This window comes from Frigoribacterium sp. CG_9.8 (assembly GCF_015751965.1).
In the GTDB taxonomy this organism is placed as follows: domain Bacteria; phylum Actinomycetota; class Actinomycetes; order Actinomycetales; family Microbacteriaceae; genus Lacisediminihabitans.
Map to the genome: position 1 here is coordinate 32,869 of NZ_JADOVH010000007.1, position 22,139 is coordinate 55,007.

Annotated in this window: 23 protein-coding genes; 15 read left to right on the forward strand and 8 right to left on the reverse strand. The window is 63.5% G+C overall.

Going from position 1 to position 22,139, the window contains the following annotated elements:
• The first annotated feature begins 133 nt into the window (after window positions 1–133).
• From IWX88_RS12835 to IWX88_RS12845, 3 genes are all read left to right on the forward strand, one after another.
• Window positions 134–427 carry a hypothetical protein gene (locus IWX88_RS12835; protein WP_196830912.1) on the forward strand — a complete coding sequence of 98 codons (294 nt, stop codon included), beginning with the start codon at window positions 134–136 and terminating at the stop codon, window positions 425–427.
• 127 nt (window positions 428–554) lie between these two features.
• Complete coding sequence (locus IWX88_RS12840; protein ID WP_196830913.1) at window positions 555–2,744, forward strand: hypothetical protein; 2,190 nt, start codon at window positions 555–557, stop codon at window positions 2,742–2,744.
• 12 nt (window positions 2,745–2,756) lie between these two features.
• The gene (locus tag IWX88_RS12845; protein ID WP_196830914.1) at window positions 2,757–3,449 is read left to right on the forward strand and encodes an ABC transporter ATP-binding protein; all 693 of its coding nucleotides are present in this window, start codon (window positions 2,757–2,759) and stop codon (window positions 3,447–3,449) included.
• A gap of 184 nt (window positions 3,450–3,633) precedes the next feature.
• On the opposite strand, the gene IWX88_RS12850 is transcribed toward IWX88_RS12845, so the two are convergent.
• Window positions 3,634–4,047 carry a hypothetical protein gene (locus tag IWX88_RS12850; protein ID WP_196830915.1) on the reverse strand — a complete coding sequence of 138 codons (414 nt, stop codon included), beginning with the start codon at window positions 4,045–4,047 and terminating at the stop codon, window positions 3,634–3,636.
• Between the two features lie 454 nt (window positions 4,048–4,501).
• Here IWX88_RS12850 and IWX88_RS12855 point away from each other — a divergent pair, with 454 nt between their 5' ends.
• The 3 genes from IWX88_RS12855 to IWX88_RS12865 all read left to right on the forward strand — a co-directional run bounded on the left by IWX88_RS12855 (window position 4,502) and on the right by IWX88_RS12865 (window position 5,748).
• Window positions 4,502–4,753 carry a type II toxin-antitoxin system Phd/YefM family antitoxin gene (locus IWX88_RS12855; RefSeq protein WP_196830916.1) on the forward strand — a complete coding sequence of 84 codons (252 nt, stop codon included), beginning with the start codon at window positions 4,502–4,504 and terminating at the stop codon, window positions 4,751–4,753.
• The gene (locus tag IWX88_RS12860; RefSeq protein WP_134380285.1) at window positions 4,750–5,010 is read left to right on the forward strand and encodes a Txe/YoeB family addiction module toxin; all 261 of its coding nucleotides are present in this window, start codon (window positions 4,750–4,752) and stop codon (window positions 5,008–5,010) included. Before IWX88_RS12855 ends, IWX88_RS12860 begins: the two co-directional genes overlap by 4 nt.
• Before the next feature lie 75 nt (window positions 5,011–5,085).
• Window positions 5,086–5,748, forward strand: coding sequence for a hypothetical protein (locus IWX88_RS12865; RefSeq protein WP_185204356.1), 663 nt, complete (start codon window positions 5,086–5,088; stop codon window positions 5,746–5,748).
• Window positions 5,749–5,901: 153 nt separating this feature from the next.
• Here the strand turns inward: IWX88_RS12865 and IWX88_RS12870 are convergent, their stop codons facing one another.
• Entirely contained in the window at window positions 5,902–6,231 is a 330-nt protein-coding gene (locus IWX88_RS12870) for a hypothetical protein (RefSeq protein WP_196831041.1), read from the reverse strand.
• Between the two features lie 83 nt (window positions 6,232–6,314).
• On the opposite strand from IWX88_RS12870, the gene IWX88_RS12875 reads away from it, so the two are divergent.
• The 4 genes from IWX88_RS12875 (at window position 6,315) to IWX88_RS12890 (ending at window position 10,541) form a co-directional block, all read left to right on the forward strand.
• Window positions 6,315–6,635 (forward strand): helix-turn-helix domain-containing protein, encoded by a 321-nt coding sequence (locus tag IWX88_RS12875; protein WP_185204355.1) that lies wholly within the window; start codon window positions 6,315–6,317, stop codon window positions 6,633–6,635.
• Window positions 6,636–6,872: 237 nt separating this feature from the next.
• A complete protein-coding gene (locus tag IWX88_RS12880; RefSeq protein WP_185204354.1) occupies window positions 6,873–7,142 on the forward strand; it encodes a hypothetical protein in 270 nt (89 codons plus the stop codon).
• 1,438 nt (window positions 7,143–8,580) lie between these two features.
• Window positions 8,581–9,027 (forward strand): MarR family winged helix-turn-helix transcriptional regulator, encoded by a 447-nt coding sequence (locus IWX88_RS12885; RefSeq protein WP_196830921.1) that lies wholly within the window; start codon window positions 8,581–8,583, stop codon window positions 9,025–9,027.
• Window positions 9,028–9,137: 110 nt separating this feature from the next.
• On the forward strand, window positions 9,138–10,541 hold the full coding sequence (locus IWX88_RS12890) for a deoxyribodipyrimidine photo-lyase (protein ID WP_196830923.1): 1,404 nt from the start codon (window positions 9,138–9,140) through the stop codon (window positions 10,539–10,541).
• Window positions 10,542–10,576: 35 nt separating this feature from the next.
• Here the strand turns inward: IWX88_RS12890 and IWX88_RS12895 are convergent, their stop codons facing one another.
• Both IWX88_RS12895 and IWX88_RS12900 read right to left on the reverse strand, forming a co-directional pair.
• Entirely contained in the window at window positions 10,577–11,479 is a 903-nt protein-coding gene (locus IWX88_RS12895; RefSeq protein WP_196830925.1) for a PfkB family carbohydrate kinase, read from the reverse strand.
• Window positions 11,472–12,401 carry a pseudouridine-5'-phosphate glycosidase gene (locus IWX88_RS12900; protein ID WP_196830927.1) on the reverse strand — a complete coding sequence of 310 codons (930 nt, stop codon included), beginning with the start codon at window positions 12,399–12,401 and terminating at the stop codon, window positions 11,472–11,474. The genes IWX88_RS12895 and IWX88_RS12900 overlap by 8 nt, the downstream gene beginning before the upstream one ends.
• Window positions 12,402–12,528: 127 nt before the next feature.
• On the opposite strand from IWX88_RS12900, the gene IWX88_RS12905 reads away from it, so the two are divergent.
• Window positions 12,529–13,224 carry a hypothetical protein gene (locus tag IWX88_RS12905; RefSeq protein WP_196830929.1) on the forward strand — a complete coding sequence of 232 codons (696 nt, stop codon included), beginning with the start codon at window positions 12,529–12,531 and terminating at the stop codon, window positions 13,222–13,224.
• On the opposite strand, the gene IWX88_RS12910 is transcribed toward IWX88_RS12905, so the two are convergent.
• Both IWX88_RS12910 and IWX88_RS12915 read right to left on the reverse strand, forming a co-directional pair.
• Entirely contained in the window at window positions 13,167–14,477 is a 1,311-nt protein-coding gene (locus IWX88_RS12910) for a glycosyltransferase (protein ID WP_196830931.1), read from the reverse strand. The two genes, IWX88_RS12905 and IWX88_RS12910, sit on opposite strands and share 58 nt — an antisense overlap.
• A complete protein-coding gene (locus tag IWX88_RS12915) occupies window positions 14,474–16,636 on the reverse strand; it encodes a glycosyltransferase (RefSeq protein WP_196830933.1) in 2,163 nt (720 codons plus the stop codon). The genes IWX88_RS12910 and IWX88_RS12915 overlap by 4 nt, the downstream gene beginning before the upstream one ends.
• Window positions 16,637–16,817: 181 nt before the next feature.
• Here IWX88_RS12915 and IWX88_RS12920 point away from each other — a divergent pair, with 181 nt between their 5' ends.
• From IWX88_RS12920 to IWX88_RS12930, 3 genes are all read left to right on the forward strand, one after another.
• A complete protein-coding gene (locus tag IWX88_RS12920; protein ID WP_196830935.1) occupies window positions 16,818–18,053 on the forward strand; it encodes a polysaccharide pyruvyl transferase family protein in 1,236 nt (411 codons plus the stop codon).
• A gap of 160 nt (window positions 18,054–18,213) precedes the next feature.
• The gene (locus tag IWX88_RS12925; protein ID WP_196830937.1) at window positions 18,214–18,534 is read left to right on the forward strand and encodes a thioredoxin family protein; all 321 of its coding nucleotides are present in this window, start codon (window positions 18,214–18,216) and stop codon (window positions 18,532–18,534) included.
• Complete coding sequence (locus IWX88_RS12930; RefSeq protein WP_370568370.1) at window positions 18,531–19,781, forward strand: chloride channel protein; 1,251 nt, start codon at window positions 18,531–18,533, stop codon at window positions 19,779–19,781. The genes IWX88_RS12925 and IWX88_RS12930 overlap by 4 nt, the downstream gene beginning before the upstream one ends.
• Here the strand turns inward: IWX88_RS12930 and IWX88_RS12935 are convergent.
• Together IWX88_RS12935 and IWX88_RS12940 are read right to left on the reverse strand one after the other, a co-directional pair.
• Window positions 19,774–19,956, reverse strand: a complete 183-nt coding sequence (locus tag IWX88_RS12935) for a hypothetical protein (RefSeq protein ID WP_196830939.1) — start codon at window positions 19,954–19,956, stop codon at window positions 19,774–19,776. The two genes, IWX88_RS12930 and IWX88_RS12935, sit on opposite strands and share 8 nt — an antisense overlap.
• 302 nt (window positions 19,957–20,258) lie before the next feature.
• Window positions 20,259–21,245: a LacI family DNA-binding transcriptional regulator gene (locus IWX88_RS12940; protein WP_196830941.1), complete on the reverse strand. Its 987-nt coding sequence runs from the start codon at window positions 21,243–21,245 to the stop codon at window positions 20,259–20,261.
• Window positions 21,246–21,327: 82 nt separating this feature from the next.
• Here IWX88_RS12940 and IWX88_RS12945 point away from each other — a divergent pair, with 82 nt between their 5' ends.
• Complete coding sequence (locus tag IWX88_RS12945; RefSeq protein WP_196830943.1) at window positions 21,328–22,062, forward strand: SDR family oxidoreductase; 735 nt, start codon at window positions 21,328–21,330, stop codon at window positions 22,060–22,062.
• Window positions 22,063–22,139: the final 77 nt, after the last annotated feature.

The following is a 22,139-nucleotide window of genomic DNA, read 5'->3' on the forward strand; positions in this document are numbered from 1 at the left end:
GTTTCGCGATCGGCCCCTTCCTATAGCTTGAGATCGGGTCGCGGCGCTGACTGTCGACTCCGACTGAAGGGGAACGGCTGCATGGGGGGCGTCACCGTCGGTCACGCTCGAGTTGATGGGAAAAGGGGAAACAATGAAGGCGTTGAAAAAAACACTCTCGATCGTCCTGCTCTCCACTGCACTGGTGGCGGCAGGCGCGGGGGTAGCAAACGCACAGACTGTCTACTACAAGGGTTCCGCGATCAGCTGGGACTACGGACGCATCTGGGGCGTGACGAGCTTCTCTGACGTTCAGTCGGGCGTCTACGAGCACAGTGCCACCGCGAACACCACCTTCTCCGGGTGGAAGAGCCCGGGGGTGAAAGCGCACGCTGAGCAGTTCGTGGGTACGGCCCAGGCGACGGCGTACTGGAACGCTCGGGGCTAGGTCCTCCGCGCAGGAAAATGTGCCTCCCACGAAGTCGCCGTCGTAAGAGGGCGGATTCGTGAGAGGCACGTGCGGTATTCGCCGGCCGGTGAGGGGTCTGCGACGAGAAGGATTGACGGGGGTACGCATGGCCGTGTGGTCGAAAATAACGAGCTCGGCGCTCGTGATTATCATCGGCGCGCTCATGAGTGTGCTCTTCATCCTCAACCAGGGAAACATCCTCCTCCAAGAGGTCGAGGAGTATCCGAGCGGTTCGACTCAGATCTACCTCTACAACGTTCCGGAGGAGCGTGCGGCCGGTGTTCTCGCAGTTTTCGGCGAGTTCAGCGAAGACCCCACGAGCGCTGTCGTCAGGGTGGACCACGAGCTGGCTGATGCCGACGGCACGCTGACCGGAATGCGCATCGGCGTCGCGACGGCGTCCGAGGCTCCGCCGTCGCTCGCACTGAGCCTCCTCGGTACACCCCTGTTCGGCACCGGCCAGATCGAAGATCTCGTCAGCGCCGATCCCGCTGCGTCGATCGGTCTCGACGCCAACGCGGCGGATGTGATCCACGACGTTCCGGAGCTCATGTTCGCTCCGCGGATAACAGTTGTGCAGCTGGCCCGACTCGTGGAGAGTTCGGGCACGATCAACGGCACCTACCGCGTCGTGGGAGGGGGCGAGGAGCGGTTGACCCAGTTGGCCAGCGCGCTCGAACCCGTGACGGGTCTTTCTTCGGAACACATGCTCACGCCCCTCCGCGGCCAGAACACGGACAGTGGGATGACCGCGGGCCTGCTTGGCGGCTTCGTGATCGCCGCAGCACTGCTGCTGCTTCTTGTGCTCGTGTTCGAAGCTGTTCGCGCGTTCCGTGTTCTCGGAGTACATCTTCTTTTCGGACGATCACGGTGGGGGTTTGCGTTCTCGCTCTTCCGTCCCGTGGTGGTGGCTGTCGTCGTGGCGGCAGGGCTCTCGATGGTCCTCACGCTCGCGATGGCGCCGGGATATGAACTCAACCTCACGATGCTCAGTGCGGTCTGGAGCGCCGCTATAGTCGGGGCTCTCCCCGCGCTCGGGTGCGTGGCGATCGCGGCGGTGGCACTTATCGCGATCAAACCAGTCGATGCCATCCTCGGACGCTTCTCGAAGCGACTGCTGCTCGGTGTGCTCGCAGGCTTCTATGTGGTGGCGGTGGCCGGTTTCACCCTGACGTTCGTCTATCTCGACGGCCCGATCAAGGAGGCCGGCACGCTCGCAGCTGTACGCGAATCGTGGTCGGCCGTCGCCGCTCAGCAGATCCTGTACCGCACGGACGTAGGACAGGATCAGGCGAGTTTCACCGGGCAGTCGGGTCAATACCAACGCGATTTCTACGAATGGTACAGCGCGATAGCCGACGATCCGGGCGTGAGCCTGGTCAACACTCAACACTTCGACCGAAGCGTGCTCAACGCGTGGTCGGGCGTCTACGCATCTGTCCCGGAACAGCCTTTCTGGTACGTCGCCGCTTCTCCGAACTACCTCGCCGCACAAGGTTTCACGGTCAACGCGGATCTCGTGGCCCGCGCACAAGCAGGCGAACGTGTGTTCCTGATCCCCGAGACGTGGGACGATTCGGCGCAAGCCGCGATGCGGGGATGGCTGACGGAGAAGAGCGACATCTCCTACGAACCGTCAATCCGCACAGCCTTCTTCGATGATCGGATCGTCAGGTTCGAGGGCTACCGTCCGGCGGAGCCACTGTTCTCGTGGAGCACCGATCCGGCCGGGCGCCAAGGCGCCACCGACGCCGTCATTCTCGTCACCACGCCGGAGAACATGGTTCCGTTCGAAAGCGAGAGCCTGGTTGCGGTCGGGTTGGAGAACAGCTACGTGAAGCTCGACGTGGACGCCGCCACGAGCTACACAAACCCGTCATACCTGGCGTCGTTCCACCTCGATGACAATCAGGTCGAGTTCCTCCCGGTCAGCGATTTCGTTGCCGGCCTCACGAAGACCATTCAATCCGTGCTGCAGCTCTTTGGTGCGGTGATTCTCTTCCTCAGCCTGTTCTGTCTGATCATGCTCGTGGCGCTCACGAAGCTGTACTCGACCACGTATCGAGAAGCCCTGGCCGTCAAGCGGATGCTTGGCTATTCATCCGTCAGCATCTTCGCACCCGCCCTCGCATTGATCGGCGTGGTTGGTGTCGTCGCCACAACAGCGGCCGCACTGTCTCTCTCAAGGAGCGCCGTCCTGGGAAACACCATCATGCTTGCGGTTCAACTCATCGTGTTCGTGTTCCTCGCACGGAGGTATTCCCGGCTGCAGCTGAGCACGACACTCAATGAATAGGACGGACCGGCTATGACCACTCTTCTCGCAATCAAGGACCTGACGAAGCAGTACGGTTCGCGTACCGTTCTGGATCGGGTAGACCTCGAGGTCAGCAGCGGTGAATCGGTCGCGATCGTGGGGCCGTCCGGCTCCGGGAAATCGACGCTCCTGAACATCGTCGGACTTCTTGACAGACAAACCAGCGGCGAGGTTCGGTTCCGAGGCGCGCCTCTTCCGCGTATCAACGGCCGGGCAGCGTCGGCCCTGCGCCGCGACCACATCAACTATCTCTTCCAGTCGTTCGCCCTCATCAGCGCCTCGACGGCCATGGAGAACATCTTGATCAGTCTCCACGGCGTGAGAGGGCGGCGGCGAACGAAAGAGAACCAGATCATGGACCTGCTGGGCCGGCTCGGTCTGCAGCACGTAGCCCACGACAAAGTCATGACGCTCTCCGGAGGTGAGCGTCAACGGGTCGCTCTTGCGCGCTGCATCCTGAAACCGGGCGAGTTGATCCTTGCGGATGAGCCCACCGGAGCCCTTGACGATGCGATGACGGAGATCGCGCTCACCGAGATGCTCGACCTGCAAAAGGACTACGGCAAGACACTGCTCGTTGTCACCCATGACCATCGGGTTGCCGACCGATGCGACCGTGTCTTCGAACTCGGCACGAGGTCGCGGCGCGATGTGCTGACCGTCGACCACGAGCTTCAATGCTGACCTCCGACGTTCTCGTGTCGATCGTCATCCTTCTCTCCTCAGCTCACGCGGAGGGATGATTCTGCGCCAGGTCACGGACGGAGCCGCCCGGACGTGGGACGGTCACCGGACGGCTTTTCAGGTGCTCACGAGAGCGCGGTCGAGGCGCTATTTCGACAGGCCGGGCCGCCCGTAAGCGGAACGGTCAGTGGAACAGCTCGAGAGCTTCGCTGTACCGTTCGTTGTCGGCCCGCGTTTCCGCCGTCACAAGCAGGGCGTGCTGCCCGATCACTCGGCTGTATGTACCCTCGCAGGGAATCACGACTACTTTGGTCATTCCGGACTGCCATGCCGGGATGACAGCGGCAAGGGTCACCCGCTCCGGTTCTTCATCCCAAGATCGGATGTGGCGCTGGGAACTCATCTCGAACCGAGTCTGATTCCACGTCTGGTAATGGTCAGTGAAGGCCTCGTCACCGTAGCTGTTACGCCAACTCGGGCCGGAAAGCTTCTGCAACAGATCAAGGCGTTCAACGGATCCGTTCTCGGTCTGATGAAGCTGCTCAAACATGGACGGGTCGCGGATCTGGCCCGCATGCTCAAGGCACGCGAGCCACATCGAAGGCCATGCTTCCTGCCACTCAGCAGATTTATCCGACAGGAGCGTTTCGGCACCCGCGGACGTGGACGTGGAAAAATTGGAGAGGAGCGGAGGCAGATTATCTCCAGTCGGATTCAGGTTCCACGCTTGCCGAATCCACAGCAAGTCGACCAACGCATGTGGGTCATCCTCGATGGTGAGCGACATGTCGTGTGGCCACGGATCGCCTGGAATTGGAGCAGACGAGCGCATCGAAACCCCCTCAACGAGACTCAAAATGAGTCTCACCCAACGTACTGCGGATAAGCAATGCGCATATGAGCCCACACGCGATTCATCGCAGCGGACGCTGTGAAGCAACCTCAGACATTCCCCCTCGCCGAACGGCTTACGCGACGATGGTGGAGCTATGGGTGCATCTTGTAGTCGCAACCAAGGTGACGTACAATTTTCTGTACGTGAAAGGATCCCAATGCGCACCATGACATATTCAGAATCCCGGGCGAAGTACGCCGAGACACTCTCAGCAGTGGTGGATGACCGAGAAGAAGTTGTTATCACTCGTGCAGGACACGAACCCGTGGTCATCGTCTCGCTCGACGACTACGAGTCGCTCAAGGAAACCGCCTACCTACTGAAGAACCCCGCGAACGCGCGCCGCCTCCTCGGATCGATCGATCGACTCGAGGCCGGCCACGGCACGCAGCACGACCTTAACGAATGAAGTTGATCTGGGACGAGGATGCCTGGGACGACTACTGCTGGTGGCAGACGCAAGACCGCAAGATTCTCAAGCGCATCAATACGCTCCTGAGCGACGTTATTCGCAACGGCAATGAAGGCATCGGAAAACCCGAACCCCTCAAGCACGGCTTCCACGGGTATTGGTCACGTCGGATCACAGACGAACATCGCCTGATCTACAAGGTCGAGAATGACGAAGTCCGTATCGCCGGATGTCGATACCACTACGGGCGCTAACGCAGGCCCGTTGGCGGAACCATGACCGGGCGGTTGAGGGTGGTGCTCTCGATGAGCCAACCGTAGAGTGCTGGCATGACTTTGAACCCGGCCACTTCCGTGCCACCTGTGGTTTCAGCGATGGCAGCTCAACAGGGTGAGCAGCGGACCATTGGTGCGTACCTTCCGCTGAAAGGTGCGGCATTCGTGAGGGTGATGAATCCCGTACGATCCGACGTCGCCCCGCGAGCATCGTGGGCATCGATCGCAGGCGGAGGCTTCGTTGTTGACGCGACGACCGAGTGGTACGACGTGGCGGACGATCGATCCAACGGTCGACCGGATGAAGGGTCGCTCGATCCTGAAACGGCGCGTAGCCTGGCCAGGATCCTTCGCGCTCACACGACGACCCCCGCCGAGTGCTTCTTCCTCGTTTGGGAAGGATACGCGGGATTTCAGGACGATCTTCGTCCCGCGGTGACGATTGAGCTCACCCCGGGCCGACCGATGTTGGTTCTCTCCGGTGACCTCGATGATGGCAGCGAATCTGTCGAAGAAACGCCACGGTCTCGCACCCCACAGTGGTGGGTCCCAGCTGACGGGGCTTGGCTGGTCGGAAACGACATCTATGGGATGAGCGTCTATGTCGCTGGTACCGAGGATGCGATCGATCAGATCCTCGCTGACGAGACCATCGAGGCCTATCGAGCAACACCCTCAATGGGAATCATTGCGGAAGAGTTCGCGCCAGAAACCTAACTCGATCGACGCTGCCCCAGTCTTCACCCGCCGAGCATGCCGACCTCGTGTCAGAAGCGGAACCCTCAGCGGGAATGGGTTGGTGCTCACGGTCCGCCCACGACTTCGACCCTGAAGCCGGTTGAACGACGTCACGGATGAAGATCACGTTGCCTAATGCGAGTGGGTAATCACGGCACCCAGGATCGCGTACGCCGCCCCGATTCCCAACGCGATAAACAACCGCCCAACGACTGAGCGAAACCACGGTACGGCGGCGATTGCGACGAACATGAGTACTCCGGCGCTAATTGTGCAACCCACAGCGATGTTCACATGGCGCGAATCGACGCCAAACCCGCCGCCGGTGCATCCACTTATCCCGCACCAAGTGAGTCCAGCCACTGACCAAAGTGGCACCCCGAGCACGAATGCCAAAGGTACGGTCCACCACAAGTGCTTCGCCCTCGATTTGCCGCGGTCGGCGACTTTGCTGTCACTCATGGCTAATCCAAGTAACCGCCTTGCTCGATCCCTGCGGGAATGAAGACCATCCCGACTGCGGCATTCGCGATGTGCTCAGCCGCGTGGGCGACAAATGGTCAGTCCTAGTCATCGTCGAGCTTGCCTCCGGCGTTCGACGCTTCCGCGAACTGCAACGAGCGATCGACGGAATCTCGCAACGCATGCTCACCCTCACCGTTCGCCGCCTGGAACGCGACGGCTTGGTCACGCGGACTGTCTACCCGACCGTCCCCGCACAGGTCACCTACGAACTGACCGCTACCGGGAGCAGCCTCACCCACCTGGTGAAACAACTCGCAGATTGGTCGCTCGAACACCGCGACAGCATCGGACAGTCACGGACCGCCTACGACGCCCAGAATCCCGACCACGACATCCGCTGAACGCCATTCGGTGCCTGGTCTGCGCAAATAGGCTGCGCTTGGTCTCGATTCTTCGATGCCACTCGACCATCGAGATGGCAATTGCCGCTGGTGGAACCGTAAACGCCTATCGGGAGGTGACCTGGATCCTTGCTTGCTGGTAGGAAATTCTTACCCCTGTCGAGTGCCCACCAAGCAATGTTTCTGCACTCTTCGCCGCGGGATCTTGCAGCCCTATTTCTTGATCGGAGCAGTGCCGTGGCCGACTCTGGCCATGATTTCAGCGGTAAGTTGATTTTCGTTTTGCCAAAGAATGAAGGACCCCTTATTCCTGATGAGGGGCGGGCGATTGATACGATAACCGGCCCGGTCAAGGTCCACCGCGAGGCCTTTCCCGAACATTTGGAGTCGAGCCACAGCAACACAAATCAGGACAACCGACGCGGCAGCTCCTGCACATGCAGCCTCTTCCACGTTGCCCCCGCTGATGGCCGCGCAGACCAACGCAATCACAACCAGAAATGGTGACGGGGCTGCGAATATGGACAAAAGTCGTATTGATGAAAAGCGAAGCGCATAGTCGGCACCCATCAACTCCGACCATGAGGGCAGTGCTCGGCCCCCGCTTTGAATCGAATGCGTCGGGGTAGCGAGAGCCCCCCGGTCTGGAGCCATGTGGGCTGGGGGGTTTCCCTGGCTACCATCGCCGACTGCGGCAATTGTCTCGCTAGCGATTCCGTTGCGGGTTGACCATGCTGCCAAGTCGGCCGGCGACCGTACAAAGCATGCTTCTCGCACGGGATGGCCTGCAGCTCGCAAGTCCGACGAGATGAGCGAACCAAGCCTGAGCTGAAGAGCAAACCCGACCATCACACCAACGAACGGGAGGACAAAAATCGCGATAACGAGCCATACGGGAACACCCGCCACCGCCCTGCCGACTACAAGCGCGATCGCCAAGAAAAGTGGTGAGGCAAACAAGCAATAAAGCATGGTTCGTTTGATCGGAACCAGCCTCTTCGAATACACCACACCTATCAGCGGAACCCAGGCCTGTTCAACCGCACCAGCTACGCCACGTGACCGTGTCAATTACAGCCATCCCTATGACTCGATCATTGATTGTGGCTTCACGGTACCCCACAATCAAGCCCAGAACCCAGCGGTTGCGGATAGCGGAAGAGCAAGATCAGTGCCCTGCAGTGCAGAGCCAGCGCAAAAGCTTGCCCTTGACCGTTCCTGGGTTTTATGTCGACTTTTTTTCTTGGGGTGAACCTCTTGAGATTGACGCAGGAGAGCTCAAAGATACGCGTGAGGAGCACAGAACCGGGAGTCAAGTTCACGTCAAAACCTCGACCAACAAGATGCCCGTAAGTGGGATGCTGAGCGGACACTCCCCCGCCAAGGCTGTGATTCAGACGACGATTTCTTCGCAAGTGCCCGTTTGGGTGCCCCGGCTTTAAGCCCGATGAACGGGCCTCTTACGCGCGAGCTCGTAAATATTGTCTCGACAGCAGACCCCTCGAAAAGTCGAACGACTCTGGACAGACGAGATCCCGATTAGCCGCCTCCACAATGCCATTGCCGTGGAGAGTGACACTCGGCGGATTTGGATGACACCGCACGCGACGCCATCAATCGCCACGCGGAGCGCCAACACGCGAGACGTCAAATAAGGCATTTGGCAATTTCCCAGAAAAATAACGGTTGGATAACTGGCATTCCGTTACCGGTCTGTTATATAGTTCAAGAGCAGAAGTTGTTTGCTGTGGCAGCCTCTGCTGAATGTGATTGCAGGACACTCTTGGTGCAAGGGAGAGGGTCGGTTTCTTGCCTCTGAAACCGGCCCTCAGTCCTGTTTAACGCCCGGTTTCGCACAATGGGCAGTTCTATTGGCATCCAACTTCGCCCCCGGTAGCGTGCCATCCGCCCTCCCCCTCCGTAGAGTTATATCCGGATTGGGAGGATGTCCGTGAGCGACAAGGCGACGGCGGTCACCGCATGGGAGGCACTGTTCCGTGCCCAGGTCTCCGTTATGCGCCACCTCAACAGCGAATTTCCTCCGGGTGAGATTTCCCTCAACGAGTACGACGTGATGTTTAATCTGTCCCGTCAGCCGAGCAGGCAATTGCGTATGAAGGATCTCAACCAGCATGTGCTGCTCACGCAGCCCAGCGTGAGCCGGTTGGTCGATCGCCTCACCACGCGCGGGTTGCTCGCGAAGTCCCACGACGAAGATGATGCACGAGGGGTGAACGTCACCCTGACCCCGGCCGGATTCGAGCTCTTCCGCCGTGTAGCGCGCAGCCATGTGGCATCAATCGCAGAGCGGATGGGTGCCACCCTCAGCACAGCCGAACTCGAGGTGCTCGCCGAACTCTGCAACCGATTGAGAATCGCCGAAGCGCACTAGCCCGGAGCCCCGGTGCGCACGACGCGCGAGCCGGTTCGAACGCCGCGCAGGGTTGTCGGGAAGCACACCGTACGGGCAATCTTCCATGGGGGTCTCGTACTGTTGGGCGTATGCCCGAACCCCGCGAACCCGCTGACCACCCGACGATTGTGTGGCTGCGAGACGACTTGCGGATCGCCGACAATCCGGCTCTTGCCGCCGCCGCCGAGCGCGGCGCACCGGTCGTCGTGCTCTATCTGCTTGATGAAGAGAGCCACGGCATCCGCCCCCTCGGATCAGCAAGCCGCTGGTGGTTGCACCACAGTCTCGAAGCGCTTGCGGCTGCCGTGCGCAGCGTCGGGGCCACCTTCGTGTTGCGACGTGGTGCCGCAGCGGCAGAGTTACCGCGGCTGGTCGCCGATTGCGGTGCCGGTGCGGTCTTCTGGAACCGCCGCTACGGCGGATCGCAGCGGGATGTGGATGCAGCACTCAAGTCGGGCCTGCGCGAGGCCGGCCTCACGGTGCAGAGTTTCCAGGCCAACCTGCTGCACGAGCCCTGGACGGTGAGGAGCGGATCCGGCACACCGTTTCGCGTGTTCACCCCATTCTGGCGAGCCTGCCTCGCCGCCGCGCCTCCCCGCGAGCCACTGCCCGCACCGGCACCCGCGACGCTGTCCGGGGTGACTGGGCTTGCCAGCGATACGCTCGCCGACTGGATGCTGCTGCCCACGAACCTGGACTGGGCAGAGGGTATCCACGAGGCCTGGACTCCCGGCGAGGAAGCGGCGGGAGCGCAACTAGAGCACTTCGTTGCCAACGACCTGGCCCACTACGACCAGGCTCGTGATGCACCCGGCGGTAAACCCACCTCTCGCCTGTCTCCCTACCTAAGATTCGGCGAGATCAGTGCGTTCCAGGTCTGGCAGCGCACCCAGCGCGGCGAGCTCGACGCCGATGCCCGCCGCAACACCCCGAAATTCCTGAGTGAGATCGGCTGGCGCGAATTCAACTGGAACATCCTGTTTCACGCACCCGACCTGCACGAAAAGAACTTCCGCGCCGACTTCGATGCCTTCCCGTGGCAGACACCCGATCCGCGTGACCTCGCCGCCTGGCAGCAGGGTCGAACCGGAATACCTCTTGTCGACGCGGGCATGCGCGAACTCTGGCAGACCGGCTACATGCACAACCGGGTGCGCATGGTGGTGGCATCCTTTTTGATCAAGAACATGCTCGTGGACTGGCGCATCGGCGAACAGTGGTTCTGGGACACCCTCGTCGACGCAGACGAAGCGAGCAACCCGGGCAACTGGCAGTGGGTGGCGGGGTCGGGAGCGGATGCCGCACCGTACTTTCGCATCTTCAATCCCCTGCTGCAGGCCGAGAAGTTCGACGGCAACGGCATCTACCAGCGCCGCTACATTCCCGAGCTCGGCACCGCCGAGTACCCGGAGCCGATCGTGGACCTGAAGAAGTCGCGCACTGTCGCGCTCGCAGCCTATGAGCAGGTGAAGCAGGCGGGAGCTCGCGGCTGAATCCGCAGTCCGCTTGGAGTGCACGCGGCTGGATCTCACACCTTCGCGGCCACCGGAGGACGAGCGCCGAGTTGGGCGACAGCCATCGCTCCCGCGGCGACACCGGCATGTGCCGCGGTCAGATCGTCGCCGGAGACAACCCAGTTCGCCAGAAACCCGGCCGCAAATGCGTCACCGGCTCCGGTGGGGTCCACCCGCTCGACAACAAGTGAGGGGATCTGCACGCTCGGCCTGCCTCGCGCGGCAACGAGCACCCCACCCGTGTCGAGCGTGAGCGCCACCATCCGAAAACCCTCGAGCAGATGCTGCACGATCGACTCCGGGTCATCGAGACCGGTGAGCGCCCGACCCTCCTCACGATTAGGAAAGATCATGCTCGCCCCCCAGACGGCGTCAAGAAAACGCCGGGCGCCGAAATCGGCGAGGAATCCAGCCGAGCCCGGATCGACGGACACCTGCACCCCGCGGCGAGCGCACCGTTCGATGAGACGGCGGATCGCGGTGTCATCGACGCGTCCGAACAGGCTGTAGCCGGTGAAGTGCAGCAGGGCCGCAGCATCCAGCAGCTCATCGCTGACGTCATCGGGACTGAGCAACGCGTTCGCCCCGGTGGAGGTGAGCATGGTGCGGGCGTCACCATCGACGATGATGACGATCGTTCCGGTTGGCAGGTTTTCATCTCCACGCAGGTGCGGCGTGACCCCGGCTGAGCCCAACAGCGTGCCGTGGCGAGCAACGTCGTCGAGTGCCACGCGGCCGACGAAGTCCACTTCGGCACCGAACGACCCCATCCAGCAGGCCGCATTCGCCGCTGAGCCGCCAGCCGCACTGCGAATGATCGAGACGGTGTCGGTGTCGACCCGAATCGCGGTCGTCGGCACCACAACGATGTCGTCGATGACATCCCCAAAGACCACTATGCGTGCTCGCTCAGGCACCGAGTGCGCTCCATTCGATGGCGATCTCGGCGGCAAGCCGAACGTTGTTGCGAGCGAGATCGAGATTAACCTCGAGGCTGCGTCCCTGGGATGCGCTGACGATGAAGCCGAGAAGGAATGGCGTCACAGCCTTGCCGTGCATTCCGGCAGCGTCAGCGGCGTCAAGCGCCTCAATTAACACGCGGTCGTGTTCGATGGGATCCCACTGCTGGTGGCGCGGGATGGGGTTGGCCACCACCATTCCCTGGCCGAGGCCGAGGGCATCCCGGCTGCGCATGATCGCGGCGACCTGGGCGGCCGTCTCGACCGACCAGTCGATCGTGAATGCGGACTCCGTGAGCCAAAAGCTCGGGAAGACGGTGGTGCGGTAGCCCACCACCGGCACGCTGAGGGTCTCCAGTCGCTCGAGGGTTGCGGCGATGTCGAGCACCGACTTGACCCCGGCGCTCACGACGGTGACCGGAGTGACCGCGAGCGTGGAAAGGTCGGCAGATTCGTCAAAGGTGCTGCTCGCGCCGCGATGAACCCCGCCGAGGCCGCCAGTGGCGAAGACGCGCACGCCGGCGAGACAGGCGAGGTGCGCGGTCGCTGCGACCGTTGTCGCTCCGGATGCCCCGGACGCCGCGAGCATTGGCAGGTCACGCACGCTCGCCTTCGCCAGATCCTCCTGCGCGATTCGTCTCACACCGTCAGCATCCAGCCCGATCTGAGGCACCCCGTCGAGCACGGCGATAGTGGCCGGGGTGACGCCGGCATCGCGCAGGATCTGCTCAAACTCTTTCGCCGCTTCATGGTTGCGCGGGCGCGGGAGCCCGTGGGAGATGATCGTGGACTCGAGCGCAACGACGGGGCGCCGATCTTTCAGTGCATCGGCGACTTCGGCAGAGACGGTGAATGCAATGTGGACGGGTGCGGGGGTCATAAGTGATCAGACTAACGCCAGAGGAACACACCGAAATTGTGCGCCCACGTTCGATGCGGCTGAGTGTGTCTGCAGAGTGATTGACCGCCGGAAATTTGATGCTCCACGACCGACATATGCTTATCCGATGCTCACTGTTCTGATCCCCTGGCGTCCTCAGCCATCCCGGCTAGCGGCTGTCGATGCGGTGGTCGATTGGTACGTGCAAAACCTCGGGGATGTCGACATCCGCACCGTCGATTCCAACGATGAAATCTTCAACCTGGCACGGTGCCGCAACCTCGGAATCGACTCGATCGAGGACGTCGGTGAGGTTGTCGTAATCAACGATGCCGACACGATTCCGCAGCGTGAACCACTCCTCGCGGCGATCGCGGCGGCGGCGACATCCGGCCTGGTGCACCTGCCGTACACCCGCTACCAGTGGTTAGGCCTGCCGGGCACGGCTCAGTTCACGGCGGGAACTGCGCTCGAGGAGTGCGACTTCGAACTCGTCAAGGGCGCATGCTCCGGCGTCTATGTCACCACTCCGCAGAGCTGGTGGAGCCACGGCGGCCAGGATGAGCGATTCCGCGGCTGGGGCTTCGAAGATGCGGCCTGGTATGTGGCGCACGAGACACTCCTCGATGAGGTGCCTCGTCGGCACGAGGGTGTCGTCTACGCACTTCACCACGCGACGCAGGTGCGCGAGGGTGATCAGTACGACGCCAATGCCGCCTTGATGGAGCAGTACCGCCTCGCCCGGTCGAGCCGAGATGCGATGCGTCAGCTCATAGGAGCGGATGCCACGGCGGAGAAGGCCCGACGGCTTCCCACGTCGTGACGCAGGCTCGCAGACAGTGCCGCGAGCGCCGTCTGCGACTGGGTCGGGAGGTCGAGTGCCCGGAGTATGGCATCCGATAACTCGGCAGCCGTTGCGGTGTTCGGTGCGAGCGCGATACCGAAACCCGCATCGTCGAGGGCTGCTGCACCGGCGAACTGGTCGGTGGAAAACGGCAACACCACCAGCGGCACCCCGAAGGTCATCGCTTCGGTGACGCTGTTGTTGCCCCCGTGGGTCACCGCGGCCGCCGCGCGCTCGAGCAGTGTCACCTGCGGAAGGAACTCCCGCACGAGCCACTCGCTTGGCAGCTCGCCCAGTTGTGCCGGATCGGCCGATCCGCTGGCGATCGCGCCACGAATTCCCAGCCGCTTGAGCGCCTCACAGACGCGCCCGAGAACATCCGCCCGCACCGACAGGAAGCTGCCGAAGCTCACATAGACGAAGGGTTCGTCACTGGCCGCGAGCCAGGCCTCCACTTGCGCATCGCGCGCCTCTTCGCGCACCGCCGAACCGAGAAAGCGGTGCGGTGGCAGCAGGGCGGTGCGGGCCGGTGGGGAGAGCTCAGACGGGTAGTTGAGCAGAAGAAGCTCGCCGTGTTCACCGAACGCGCTCGCAGACGGTGACGCATTCGGCGCAAGCTGAGCGAGCGCGGTGTTCCACTCGGCGGTGAACGACTCGCTCACCCGGTCGCAGAGGTCGCGAAGCATCCGCAATTCTTCCGGCGAGGGGTCGAAGGCCGCGGGCCACATCGGCGGGAAGCCGTAGACCTCATCGCCGACCGGCAGGGCGGACGGATGCCCGAGAACGACATCCGCATACGGCACCCCGGCGGCGACCAGAGCCAGCCGTGCGCTGAAGGCCAGGTGGTCGACGATGATCGCGTCGGGTTGGATTGCGGCCACCACCGCCTGCACCTCACGAGCGACCCGTACCGGCTCCCACATGAGGTCGCTGAGGCGCGCTTCGGCCTGGAATGCGAGGGTCTCGACCATGCCACGCCTGGTGGCGTCGAAGAAGCCACGCAGGGCGTCATCTTCGCCGGTTGGCTGCTGCTCTGCGCGGATCACTCCCGGGTTCGAACCTTTGCCGAGCTGCAGATTGATGCGCTCGAAGCCGAAGGATTCGACAATGTCGGCCGTTGCCGGCCCGGTCGCCACCACAACACGCTGCCCGGCAGCACGCCACGCGGTACCGAGCGAGGCAAGTGGAAGCAGGTGCGACGCATAGTCGGGACTGATGATGAGCAGCGTCACAGCGCCGCGAACGACCAGCCCCGCGATTCACTCTCCTCGTCTTGCACTCCCTGGTACACGTTCGACAAAGCGCGAGCCATCGCCTGAATCGTGAAGCTCTCCTCCACAGTTGACCGCGAGACTGTGGCCCGGTCGGGAGTGGCTTCGGCAACGGAGGCATCGAGGGCCTTGACCATCGCCGAACGCAGCAGTTCGACATCCCAGGTGGGCGTCAGAAATCCGGTAACGCCGGATTCCACGTAGGTGGCCGGCCCGCCGCCGTCCGGGGCGACCACCATCAGCCCGGAACCCATGGCCTCGAGAAGGGCGATGCCGAACTCTTCCTTGAGGCTTCCGCACACATAAATGCCGTGTGGAGCCGCGAGCCCGGGCAGGCCGAAACGGGCCGCTGCTACCCAGCGAGCGACCGTGTCGTTACGGCGGTGACCCGACAACACCAGACCCGCGGCGAAGCGATCCGCTGGGGCGATGATGGCATCCATCAGCTCGAGCTGCTCTCGTTCATCGGCGGACGGATCTATCAGGTTTCCGCCGATCAGCAGAAGATTTGTCCGGTCTGCAAGCGGGCTGTTCGCCCACGCATCCACGATCGTGGCCATGCCCTTCACCCGGTGGAAACGGCCGACGCTCACGAGCAGCGGCAGGCCTCGGCGCTCCGGCGGCAGCGACTCGAGCAGGTCACGAAGTTCCTGGAGCGATCCCGTAGCAGGCTGCCCCGCGGCATGGCCCGCGCTCTCCTGCACGGCCCGGTCCACGACCTCGAGGTCGATGCCCTCCGGCACGATCGTGTGCCGTTCCGGATGCGCAGTGATGTCGATCCCCACCAGTTCCCTCATGTCGAGCGCGAGCGAGGGGCGGGGGAACAACACGGTGTGGGCGGCATTCGCAGCGAGTTGCTGCACGAGGTGTGTGCGGAACCAGAAGTGCTCCACCTCGTCTACCTCGCCGAAGTTCTGCCGGGTGAGCCGGCCGGAAAGATCGAGAGAGTGGATGACCGCGTGCGGGTCAGGTGCCACCGTGAATACGACCGGAATATCGAGTTCACGCGCGACATCGGCGGCGGCGAGACTGCCGACATCCGCCATTCGCAGGTGAAGCAGGTCCACGCCACCAGCGGCACGCAGCATGCGGCGGATGCCTCGGCGCGCGGCTACCCGCAACGGCCAGGCGCTCGCGGACTGCACCGGTTCGCTCAGCAGTGGCACGCGCCCGTAGTCGTGACCCCATCTCGTGGAGCCAATGTCCTGAACGCTCTGCAGTGCATCGGCAACGGAACCTCGCGACAGGGTGATGACCCGCTCGACCCGTGGCGGGTCACTCTCGTCGGCGATGAGGGCATCCCCGAGACGCACCAGCAGGGTGGCGATGCCGCCGTTATCACCGCTTCCGGCTTGGGTGAGTCCGGCGTCGAGGTCGGCGTGCAAAAAAAGTTGCGCGATCGTGAGACCGCGGTGGGTGTCGTCGGCGACGGGGGACTCGTCCGAGAGATCGACGAGAGAGAGGCGCGCGACATCCGCCAGATAGCCGTCTGTGCGGGAGAGATCATCGAGCACGGTCACGATCGCTCGATCACCGCGGCGTTGGCCGAGCGCGGACACCGCGGCAACCCGCACCGACTCTTCTTCGCCGATGTCTGTTGCGATGCGAACCAGGGCCGGTGTGGCAACGGATTTGCGCACCAGCCCGAGGGTTTCCACCAGCCGGTAGCGTGCCCCGGGATCATCGATGCCGAGAAGTGCGGACTCGAGTCCGATCGCCAGGTGTTCCGCGACCGGGGATCCCCACTGTTCGAGGGTGCGCTGGGCTACCATCCCGGCGAACCCGCCATCGGAGACGAGGCCGATAAGCCTGCCGACGGTATCGAATCGGGGCAGCCGTAGGCTCAGCGCCCAGGCCGCGTGCTCGCGCATGAATCCGCGACTGCTCGACAGCAACCGCGAGAGGGCGATGTCGGCCTGCTCATCAAAGATCTGCGCGAGGGCGTGCGTCGCAGCGATAGCCGCGAGTTGGTCTTCGCTGTTCAAGGCGAAGGTGAGCACTCGCACGGTGCGCGCGCCGCCATCACGACTGGCTTCGAAGGCGAGATCATCGGCAAGTCGCATCGAGTCGACCAGCCGGTCGGCCCGCACTACTGCGTCTAGCGATGTCTGGATTCCCACCCCCCGATGATAATCGGGGCTTCCCTGAGAATCTGGTGGGGGTGTGCTGGGTACGCGAGCCGTGCGCCACTCGCCAGTCGCCTCCGGCAATCACCGGGTTCGGATCAGGAGCCCGATCAGTTCGGCTAACGTAAATGGGGCTCGCACGATGCGGCGCCAATTGAGAGCCTCGGAGGCACGCGTGCGCGTAGTAGCGATTGGCGACGTCGGCGTGATCGACGAGATGATCCACGTTGGCGATGAGGCGATGTTCGAAGCCTTCATCGACGCGATGCGCACACGCGGTCTCGAATCCGTGGTCGCCATCTCGGCCAACCCGAGCGAGACCGTTGCGCGTTACAGCGACGAGGTCTCCCGCGTGGAGGCCATCCGCGGAATCGGATTCGCCCCGACTGCCGGAGGCCGCGAGGCCCAGGAGGATCGCCTCGACCGGGTAGTTCGCACCGCCGCCGGTGAGACTGGCTTGCTGCCCGACGATGATTCCGCGCACGCCGTGATCGACGCCATCCGCGAAAGCGACGGTGTTGCGGTCACCGGTGGCGGCAACCTCGCCTCCACCTGGCCGTCCCACATCTTCGAACGTCTGGCCATTGCTGGAATTGCGGATGCTCTCGACCGTCCGGTTGTCGTGAGCGGACAGACCCTCGGCCCACAGCTCACCGAGGCGGACTCTGCGCTCGTGAGCCGTTTGCTCGGTATCGCTCGGCTAGTGAGCGTGCGCGAGTCAGCCTCGTTCGCGGTTGCGAAGCGGCTTTCAGCGCCGACCGATCGGCTGCGGCTGGGTGCCGACGATGCCAGCTTCCTGCTCGGCGAGGCACTTCCAGCTCTTCCGTACTGTGTCGTCACCCTCGCCAACCATGTCGGGGATGCGGACCGCGACGCCGTCATCACGGCCGTCGCCGACCTGCTCGACGAAGTTATCGCAACAGCCGACCTCGACATCATTTTTCTCGCCCACTTCGGTTCTCTCGATGACTCGCGGGTGAGAGGCGATTCCGTGGTGCACGAGCGTGTGATGGCGCAAATGGAGTCCCAACGGGTGATGGCGGCCGTTCCGACGGATGCCCGGGCGGCGGCGCGCATCGCCCGCTCCGCATCGCTCGTGGTCACCAGTCGCTACCACCCGGCGGTCTTCGCAGTGCCCGCCGGGGTCGCAACCATCGGAATCCCAGTCGACGACTACACCAGCGTGAAACTCACCGGCGCGCTCGAGAACTTCTCCCAGAACGGCATTCTGCCGGTGACCGCATTGCTTGCCGGCGACGGCCCAGCGCTGGTGGCTCGAGTGTGGGAGGCGCGGAACGCCACAGCTACCGCCGGGCGCGCCATCGCCGAGACCCAGCGCGCGGCGACCGCTGCCTGGTGGGACCGGGTGGCCGATGTCTTCCAAGCGCACAGCACGACGCGACACGGCTAATCTCCGATCGAGGCCCGGGTCGAGCCCGTCGACATCTATGCCCGCCTTCGGGCGGCCTGCACACGATCTGAGTCAGCGGCAGCGGTGCAACAGCTGCCCGGGTGCCAGCGGGCACCAATCTGAATGGATCGTGCACTGGCAACGAGAGCACAATAGGGGTATGCGAGTCGAGATTCTGCACATCCCCGATTGCCCGAATTCCGCCGAGGCCGAAACTCGAGTGCGAGCCGCTCTGGATGAATCTGGCCACTCGAGTACCGAGATCGAGCTTCATCTGCTGAGTTCAAGTGACGACGCGGCAGCGGTGGCCTTTGCCGGCTCACCGACCATCCTGTTGGACGGGATCGACGCTTTTGACGGCGACGGGCGGACAGCGGATCTGGCCTGCCGCATCTACCGCACCCCAACCGGGTTCGCCGGGGTGCCCACGGTCGAGGATCTCATCGCGGTGATCCGTCAGCGATACGAGACCGGTAGGTGACCCGTGCGCTGCAGCCCTCGTTCTCCTGGCTAGCTCGGCTTTCTGCGGTCTCGCTACTGGTCGGCATCGGTGCCGGAATCAGCGGCCTCGCCGTGAGCCTCGCTCTTCGTGGAATCGAGCATCTGGCCTACGGCTATTCGACCGGCGCCCTTTTCGACGGGATCAGCCACGCTCCACCCTGGCAGCGCGTCGCGGGACTCGCCATCGCCGGAGTGATCGGTGGCACGGGCTGGTGGGCCCTGCGCCGCTGGGGCGCCAGCGTCGTTTCCGTCGAACAGAGCATGACCGGCACGCGGATGCCCCCCGTCTCGACCGTGATCAACGCCGGGCTTCAGGTGATCATCGTCGGGCTCGGCGCATCGATTGGCCGAGAGTTGGCCCCGCGGGAGTTGGGCGCCGCGATCGCCGGATGGCTCAGCGATACGGCCGGCGTCAGCTCCCGGGAACGGCGCATCCTGATCGCCTGTGGTGCCGGTGCGGGCCTCGCCGCGGTCTACAGCGTGCCGCTCGGTGGCGCGCTGTTCACCATCGAGATCCTGTTGGCCGAAATCAGCTTCGCTACCGCTCTTCCCGCACTGGCAACCGCGGCGATCGCAACCGTTGTGGCCCAAACCGTCATGCCAGCGACGCTGCTGTACAGCGTGCCTCCCCTCGACCTGACCCCGTCCCTCTTCGTCTGGGCCACGATTGCCGGACCGGTGCTCGGATTCGCTGCGGTCGGGTTCGTTCGCGTGGCGCGGTGGGCTGAAAGCATTCGCCCGCGATCGTGGTGGATTCTGATTGTGATGCCTGTGGTGTTCACAGCCGTCGGGCTGGTCGCCATCCCGTTCCCGGAGGTGCTCGGCAATGGACAGTCACTCGGCCAGGCCGCGTTCTCCGGCCTGCTGCCGATCGGTGTGCTCGGGCTGCTCGCCATCGTGAAAGTCGTCACCACGACCGCGACTATCGGCAGCGGTGCGGCGGGTGGCACATTGACACCCTCGCTGGCGATCGGCGCGGGCCTGGGTGCAGCACTCGGTGGGCTGTGGGGGCTCATCTGGCCGGGTGGCCCGGTGGCTGCGTTCGCGTTCGTCGCTGCGGCGTCCTTCATGGCCTCCACGATGCGCGCGCCATTCACCGCGATCGTTCTCGTGATCGAGTTCACCAATCAAGGACCGGCGCTGCTCGTGCCAACAATGCTGTGCGTTGCCGGGGCAGTATCCGTGAGCTATTTGCTGACGCGGTGGAGAGTCACCGGAGTCACCTGAGTCGCGTGAGCGCCGGCGTCAGCGTCAGCGTGAGTCGCCCGAGTTGCCTGAGTCGCCTGAGTCGCCTGAGCGTCAGCGTGAGCGCCGGGGCGTGGGCGTGGATTCCGTGAATTCCGCTGATTCCGTAGCTGCGCTCGACTCCGGGTTGGGCACCGCGGCTGGTCAGTGCCGTCATGGGGACCCTCTCACCGATGCCGGGGATTGTCTGCCCCGCTCACGACGTCCATCTTTTTCTCTTGCGCCGACCATCCGCGCCGCACCGGTGACAACATCCGTGTCGCTGAGAGCGGAGATTCTCCGGCCTGACCGGCGGGTCACCCGATCTGGGCGGCGTGGCGGCGATCCATCCGCTCTCGGCCCCAGACATTCAGGCTGAGACATTCGGCCCCAGACATTCGGCTCCAGATATTCGGGCTCAGACATTCGGGCTGAGACGGGAGCCCACACTCTCTCCTGCGCTCGCAGGCCTCGCGCCAGCTAACTGGTCGAAGTACGGAAGATCACCGTCGAAAACAGCTCCACGTGAAGGCTTACCCCTGGCACGCCGGATGCCGCAGCCAACGCCGCGCTCGCCAGAGCATCGACTGGCTGGCGCACCGAGGTGAGTCCCATCGCCTCGGCAATAAGGGTGTCGTCAAAGCCCGACACGGCCACGTTCCGACGCTGCATCGATGAGCGGAGCTCCTGCAACACCCTGACCGCAATGATGTCGTTCGCACAGATGATGGCGTCGGTCTCTGGCCAATCGCGCATGATCTGCTGCACCGCTACATCGGCTGATGCCGCAGTCAGCGTTCCCCGCACCACCCGCAGCGACTGTTCGGGGAATGCGTTCTCCATGAGCGTTGCGAACGCACCCTCACGCTCGAATGACGTCGCCATCGTCGACGATTGCCCCACGAACGCGAAGTGTTCGCGCCCGCCGCTGCGCAGCCGTCCCACAATTTCATCAATCGGCTGGGACTGGTTCACGCGCACCCAGGGAAGCGCTTCATCGATCACCCGGTCCACCTGGATGGTCGGCACCACCCGCGCGGTCTCGGCCAGCGCCTCAAGACTCTCCGTCGCGTGCGCGGGAGAGATGAGTACGGCATCCACGCGGCGGTCGAGAAGTGTGTAGAGCGCAGCGCGCTCCACCTGCGGATCGTTATCAGCGTCGACGATGAGCACGCTCTGTCCCTGTGTGCGGGCCGCATGCTCGATGGCCTGCACGAGCGCCGGAAAAAACGGGTTCGTGATATCGGGAATCACGAGGCCGAGAGTGTCCGTGCGCTGAGTGCGCAGCGAGCGAGCGACCGAGTCCGCCCGGTATCCCAGCCGGTTGGCGGATTTGCGCACACGTTCCACGATGTCGGGGGCGACGACCCTCGCACCGGTCAACGCCCGAGACACGGTTGAGATAGACAGGCCTGCATCAGCCGCGACTTCGCGAATGGTGATGCGGCCAGCGAGGCCAGTGCTCATGTGGAACATCACCTCCATTTGCTGTTCAAATCTGATGCTAGATTACTACTCGGAAAACGTTTGCCAATCCCGAGGAGCCGAAATGCCTGCTGAAACCCGATCCCTGGCCGGAACGGTCGTCGCCGTCACGGGCGCGAGCGCAGGAATCGGGCGCGCAACAGCGCGCCTGCTCGTCGAGGCCGGTGCGAAGGTTGCCATCACCGCGCGTCGCGAAGAGCGTTTGACCGATCTCGAAGCGGAACTCGGCAGCGACTCAGTCGTGTGGGTTGCCGGCGACATCGCCGACGCGGCCACCAACGCTCGCCTGGTGGCGGTCGCCCTCGAGAAATTCGGACGCCTCGACTCGCTCGTCGCCTCCGCGGGAATCGGCGTCTACGGCGGAATCGTCGACGGCACCGATCAGGAAATGCAGACCATGATCGACACGAATTTCACCGGAACGGTCTGGGGAGTTCGCAGCGTCGTGCCCACCTTCCTCAAAGCCGGCGGCGGTGACATCGTAATCGTGACCTCCGTTGCGGGGATCAACGGAGGCGCAGACGAGGCGGTCTACGCCGGAACGAAGGCGGCACAGCTCGTTTTCGCCGGGGCGATCGACCGTGAGCTGCGCGAGTCGGGTATCCGTGTCACGGCACTGTGCCCTGCCGCGGTGAGCACCGAGTTCGCAATCGGCACAGGGCGCACCGCCGGGGACGCCTGGCTCGAGGACGTACTGACCCCTGAGGATGTCGCAGGCTCAATCCTCTTCACTCTGCAGCAACCGCGTCGCGTGCGCACCACTCAGGTCACCATGTGGAGCGCGGCCCAAGGAAGTTGAGGTGGTGATCGCGACGCCACCGGCTCAGGCCCCAGGCGTTGCACTGCTGGCCAGATATCGGTCTGGGAGTGGTGAGA